We start from the raw sequence: 5,243 nt of genomic DNA, 5'->3' as shown, positions 1-5,243 counted from the left end.
ATCCATATGTTTCACTCACCTCCTTGGTGTGTTTAGCTGACTGCGGTCTTGTCGAAGAAAACATTCTCCGGTCGCTAACCCGTATGCCGGTAAAATTAGCATCAGCTTTTTTTGCTGTTGGCGCCCCAGTTCAGGTCTGCAGCGTGGCTGGCGGCCTGGGTTGGTATTGTCATCGCCAGGAGTTGTTCTTGGTCAGTCACCACAGCCTAATTGTAGCGCGATACCAAAACTTATGCGTGCCACTTACTGCCATGCACCACCAGGCCCTCAACGCAATGAGGTCAACAATCTCCCCAGCCTCCCAGACCTGATCCGCCAGATCTTCATCAGCTGGCAGGGCTTCGTCGAGATTTTGGGCAAAATACCCGGAATTGCAGCCTGCTACTATGGGCAATTACGGACGGCTATTCCAATATCCTGCCCGAGATTTCCTCAACTGTTCTAGTGTAGTGTAACGAATAAGTCATTCACTTGAGAGCGCGAGTCGTGCACGGTTTATCTTTGCCAATATTTCTTCTACTGTTTTTGTCCAGACCAGGGGTTTGGGGTTCTCGTTATGTGCTTCGATAAATTGCACGGTCTTATTCTCCAAGTCTGACACGGAGCTGAACACACCTCGACGGATCTGTTTCTCCGCAATCAAAGCAAAAAACCGCTCAACCAGGTTTAACCAGGTTTAACCAGGTTTAACCAGGTTTAACCAGGTTTAACCAGGAAGAATTCGTCGGTATGAAGTGCAGCGTGACGCGTTTATTCCGTTTCAATCATTTATTTACTTTCTGATGTTTATGTGTGGAGTAGTTATCCGTGATAACGTGAAGCGCTTTGTCCTTTGGCGTTTGTTTTTCCGCCGTCTTTAAGAAAATGAGAAACTCCTGATGCCGGTGTCTCTTTGTGCACTCAGCAATGACGCTCCCGGTGATGACATCAAGCGCCGCAAATAATGTACTGGTGCCATGACGCTTGTAGTCATGCGTCATTGTTGCCACTCGTCCCTTCTTTAAAGGCAATCCAGGTTGCGCCATCGCCCGACAATATGTGCACTGATCGATAGCTGCTGTGCTATTTCTCCATTATTCAAACCATCATTAGCCGGAAGCACTATAGTGAGTCTTTCTCTTAGTCGGACGGCTATCTTGCCGCTGCGGCATAGCCGCTCATAAATGCGCGCTGGTGTTATGAATTTTGCTTTGTGTCCGTCGTCAAACAAATAGGACAGATGTTCGGTCAGGCTAAGCGAGTGGTTTGCTCATTGTTCTCATGTTATGCGGCGTGCCGTTGATAGTGCAATCAGCATTTCGCGGTGGTCTTTTGTTTGATCCTTTCTCATTGGGCCAGTATTGATTGCCCGCGTCCAAAGTAGATATCGGCCGCACGATCTCGTCGCACACACCGTCGCTGCTCGAGCCTTAATTCGCCACAGAGAGGTGTAGAATCGGAGGCAGAGCGGGTTTTCCATCCGCGTTTAGAGCCCTTGGCCCGATATGTCCTCCAACAGCGCCGAGAGCGCTAAGTCCCCGTATCGTCCACACCGGTGGCGCTTCAGCCGATTGGGCGGTTTCGATCAAGTCCGCCTGGAAACCGGCATGGACCTGATGTCGTTAGATCAGCTAGATCAGAAGCTCTGGGCAACACTCGGGTGCCCCACCCACGGGCTGGAAATCGATGCCAAAACCCTTGAGCTGATTGACGTCGACGGAGACGGACGCATTCGTGTACCCGACATCATCGCCGCAGTGCAGTGGACCGGTACTGTTTTACGGGATCCAGATGACCTCACTAGAGGGGCGAGTTCCTTGCCGCTTGAGGCCATCGACGAGCGAACTGAGGAGGGCAGGCAATTGCTTGCTTCGGCGAAACGGGTCCTCCTGAACCTGGGGAAGGGCGAGGATACGGTAATTACCCCGGAAGACACGGGGGACATCGAACGGAACCTCAACGAGACGAAGTTTAACGGCGACGGGATCATTCCCCTCGCCTCAGCGGACGATAAGGCGACTAAGGCCCTGATCGAAGCGATCATGGAGTGCGTTGGCTCAGAGCAAGACCGATGCGGCGATCCTGGGGTCTCGCAGATAAAAGTCGATGAGTTCTTTGCGCAGGCCCGGGCCTACTCGGACTGGAGGCAGAAGGCGGATAACGATCGGGACAACATTCTCCCGTTCGGTGACGCCACGGCCGCGGCCGCGGCGGTCTTCAGAGCCGTGAAATCTAAGGTGGACGATTACTTCACCCGTTGCCGGCTTGCGCAGTTCGACCCGCAGGCGGCTGAGCCGCTAAATCCGCGCGAAGCACAGTACGAGGCGCTTTTATCGACGGAGCTTTCGGCCACAACGGAAGAGATGGCTGCCTTTCCTCTCGCTCACATCGCACCGGGAAGGGCCCTCCCACTCGAGGAGGGCGTAAACCCAGCCTGGGTCGCTAGGGTAGCGAAATTGCGCGCCGAGATCGTGCGGCCGATGTTCGGGGACACGGACTGCGTGGAGGACGAACAATGGATGAGCATAAGCAGCAAGTTCGCGGCCCACGAGGACTGGTTGAACGAGAAGGAAGGCGCCGTCGTCGACGTGCTAGGCCTTGGGCGTGTGCGTGAGATCCTAGCCGGCGGCGGCGAGGCGGCCGTAACCGCGCTGATCGAGAAGGATAAGGCGCTCGAGCCCGAAGCAAACGCCATTGCCTCGTTAGACAAGCTCATCCGCTACTATCGTGATCTGTTCACCCTCGTAAACAACTTTGTGTCGTTCCACGACTTTTACACGCCCGAGACCAAAGCCATTTTCCAGGCGGGTACCCTCTATCTGGATGGGCGGAGCTGCGAACTCTGCGTGAGGGTGGACGACGTGGAAAAGCACGCCAGGCTCGCCGCCCTGAGCCGCACTTACCTCGCCTACTGCAGTTGCGTGCGTAAGAACGGTGCCGAGCAGCAGATTAACATTGCCGCGGCGTTCACTAATGGCGACGGAAACAACCTTCGGGTCGGCCGAAACGGTGTCTTCTACGACCGCCAGGGGCAAGACTGGCATGCCACCATCGTCAAGGTGATTGAGAATCCGATCAGCGTCCGCGAGGCCTTCTGGACGCCGTATCGGCGCCTCGGGCGAATGGTAGGGGCGCAAGTTGAGAGGTTTGCAGCCGCTCGGGAAAAGGAAGTTGAGGCGGATGCGGCCGAAGGCATCAGCGCTGTCCTGGAGGAGGCCGAGCCGCAGTTCGACGTGGCCAAGTTCGCGGGTATCTTCGCTGCTATAGGGCTCGCCATCGGAGCCATCGGCACCGCGATCGTAGCTACGGTGACAGGCTTTCTGCACCTCATGTGGTGGCAGATGCCGTTGGCAGTCATCGGTCTCTTCTTCACCATCTCCGGACCCTCGATGGCCGCCGCATATCTGAGCCTGCGCAAACGCAACCTGGCTCCCATCCTCGACGCGAACGGCTGGGCGGTGAATGCGCGCGCCGTGATCAACCTCCCCTTCGGCGCCTCGCTCACTAGCATCGCCAAGCTCCCCGAGGGCTCCGAACATTCGCTGAAGGATCCGTTCGCCGTCAAGCGCAAGCGTTGGAAGCTCCTCCTCGCGCTGTTTGTACTTATAGTCGCAGCAGGAGTTCTCTGGCAAATGGGGACTCTGAGTGTATGGTGGGAGCGCATGAGCACCGGTGAGACGGCCGCCGCGGTCGAAGAGCCAGCCTAAACAGAAGGTTGATCTCGCTCCTAGTGGCCGGCGGGGTAGAGTGGGGATGATTTGGCTCTAGTGCACAGCGAAGCGACTTCGTAGAAAGAACCCCCGCACCAGCAAGCGCGAATTCGACGAAGATACCTGCAAGCTAGTGGCCATAGAACTCGACGAGACAATAGAGTTTTTGTTAGCTGAGATTCGGACTGTCAGAGCGACGCGGACGAACCACGAGGCGGCGTGGCGCCGCCTTGCAAGGCTGGCAAAAAAGGCAAGGAGGTGTGCCAAAGGCCGGCGACGCGAAAAATGATGCTGATTCACCTGCATCGATGACTGAGTTAGCGTTGCGCAAGCCCAGCTCACGCTCTTTACTACATCGGCGATGGGCCAGCAACCCAGATGCGGCTAGTCCAAGTCAAGGACGATGTGGGCGTTGAGGAGACCGTGGGGATCGAAGGTGTCAAAGCTGTAGACGAGAACGCCGGTGCCACTTGCACCAGCGAATCTGCCCGTGCCGCCCGTGATCTCGAGCGCGGTCTGGACTGTGAGGTCAAAATCGTCGTGGCCAACGGCGGGGACATCATAGATGCCTGGAGTGTGACCGCCTGCGGTAAAAAACGTCGCCACAATACAGATCGAGCCGCCTTCGACGATGCCGGTGATGGTGGCACCGCCTTCTTGCGTAACCGTGAAAGTTCCGGTGAGCGTGTGCGTGCCGACATCAAGACCAGTTGTCAGAAAGTTGGCGCCCTTACCGTCGGCGGTAAATGGGAACTCCGTTTTACCCCCAGGATCGTTGACAAAGGAGCCTGGTATTAGAGTAAGCGGAGCGGTCACATCTTGTGTGCTTACGCGCGCGTGGGTGTGGATTCGAACCAGGGTTCTGGGGTTATTGCTGTCGTACACGAGGCCGCATAGCGCTGCACCCTCCGCTCCGAATGTGGCAAAAGTAAACGCGGCGCTCTGCTCGACGGTGACCTTACCGATGCCAGCGATCGTTCCCACGAATATGACCTCGGCGCTGTCGTCGTTCACGGGGCCATTTATCACTTGGCCAGTGAGATTACTGTAGTGATTGGTTATCCAGCTACCCGGTCCGGGGCCGGGGTTAAAGAGCCGTCCAAATCCGCGGCCGCCGGGCGTCTCCGCGGACGAGAGATTCGCGTAACTGAGCGTAATAATAGCTATAGCTAAAGTCAGTTAAAGAGTTGATGAACGTAAGGTATTCATGGTGCCTCCTGCGACCTATTCGGTCGATACAGTATCGGCAGCCCGGCGATCTTGGGGTCCTTCGGGGAGTCATCCGTGGCTTCTCGGAGGAAGCGAGGACCCGTGGCTTTCCGTCCCCGTCTTTAGGCGGGTTTGGCTTTATCGGTGTTCAAGTGACCTAAGTATAGTAGCTGAATGGCGAATTGGGGGCAGGTCACCTATGTCCGCTGTGGGTCGTTAGCGGCCCTTCAGGGCAATATTAGCCCAATGTCTGCTTTCGGTGGTAAAGCGGTCATCCAACAAGGATTTTCAGCAATCGAAAATTGAATGTCCGCTTTCACCAACAGCGGTCGTTCAAAAGACCTC

4 protein-coding genes and 1 riboswitch are annotated in these 5,243 nt (G+C 56.1%); of the genes, 1 reads left to right on the top strand and 3 read right to left on the bottom strand.

The window, feature by feature from the left end; genetic code table 11:
* Window positions 1-764: 764 nt before the first annotated feature.
* Complete coding sequence (locus IIA05_12840; protein MCH9027976.1) at window positions 765-1,025, bottom strand: transposase; 261 nt, start codon at window positions 1,023-1,025, stop codon at window positions 765-767.
* Entirely contained in the window at window positions 1,001-1,102 is a 102-nt protein-coding gene (locus tag IIA05_12835) for a hypothetical protein (GenBank protein ID MCH9027975.1), read from the bottom strand. The genes IIA05_12840 and IIA05_12835 overlap by 25 nt, the downstream gene beginning before the upstream one ends.
* A gap of 382 nt (window positions 1,103-1,484) precedes the next feature.
* On the opposite strand from IIA05_12835, the gene IIA05_12830 reads away from it, so the two are divergent.
* A complete protein-coding gene (locus IIA05_12830) occupies window positions 1,485-3,686 on the top strand; it encodes a hypothetical protein (protein ID MCH9027974.1) in 2,202 nt (733 codons plus the stop codon).
* 387 nt (window positions 3,687-4,073) lie between these two features.
* Here IIA05_12830 and IIA05_12825 read toward each other — a convergent pair whose 3' ends face one another.
* Window positions 4,074-4,703: a hypothetical protein gene (locus tag IIA05_12825; protein ID MCH9027973.1), complete on the bottom strand. Its 630-nt coding sequence runs from the start codon at window positions 4,701-4,703 to the stop codon at window positions 4,074-4,076.
* Window positions 4,704-4,931: 228 nt separating this feature from the next.
* Window positions 4,932-5,045, bottom strand: a riboswitch (cyclic di-GMP riboswitch).
* Between the last annotated feature and the right edge of the window lie 198 nt (window positions 5,046-5,243).

The organism is Pseudomonadota bacterium (genome assembly GCA_022572885.1).
In the GTDB taxonomy this organism is placed as follows: Bacteria; Pseudomonadota; Gammaproteobacteria; order Steroidobacterales; family MnTg04; genus MnTg04.
Note: the sequence above shows the minus strand (reverse complement) of the source record. Positions and strands in the feature narration are given on the sequence as shown.

Bases quoted from the DNA above. Each gene is read 5' to 3' on its own strand.
- IIA05_12830 (MCH9027974.1), top strand. From the start codon at position 1,485: ATGTCCTCCAACAGCGCCGAGAGCGCTAAGTCCCCGTATCGTCCACAC.
- IIA05_12840 (MCH9027976.1), bottom strand. From the start codon at position 1,025: ATGGCGCAACCTGGATTGCCTTTAAAGAAGGGACGAGTGGCAACAATG.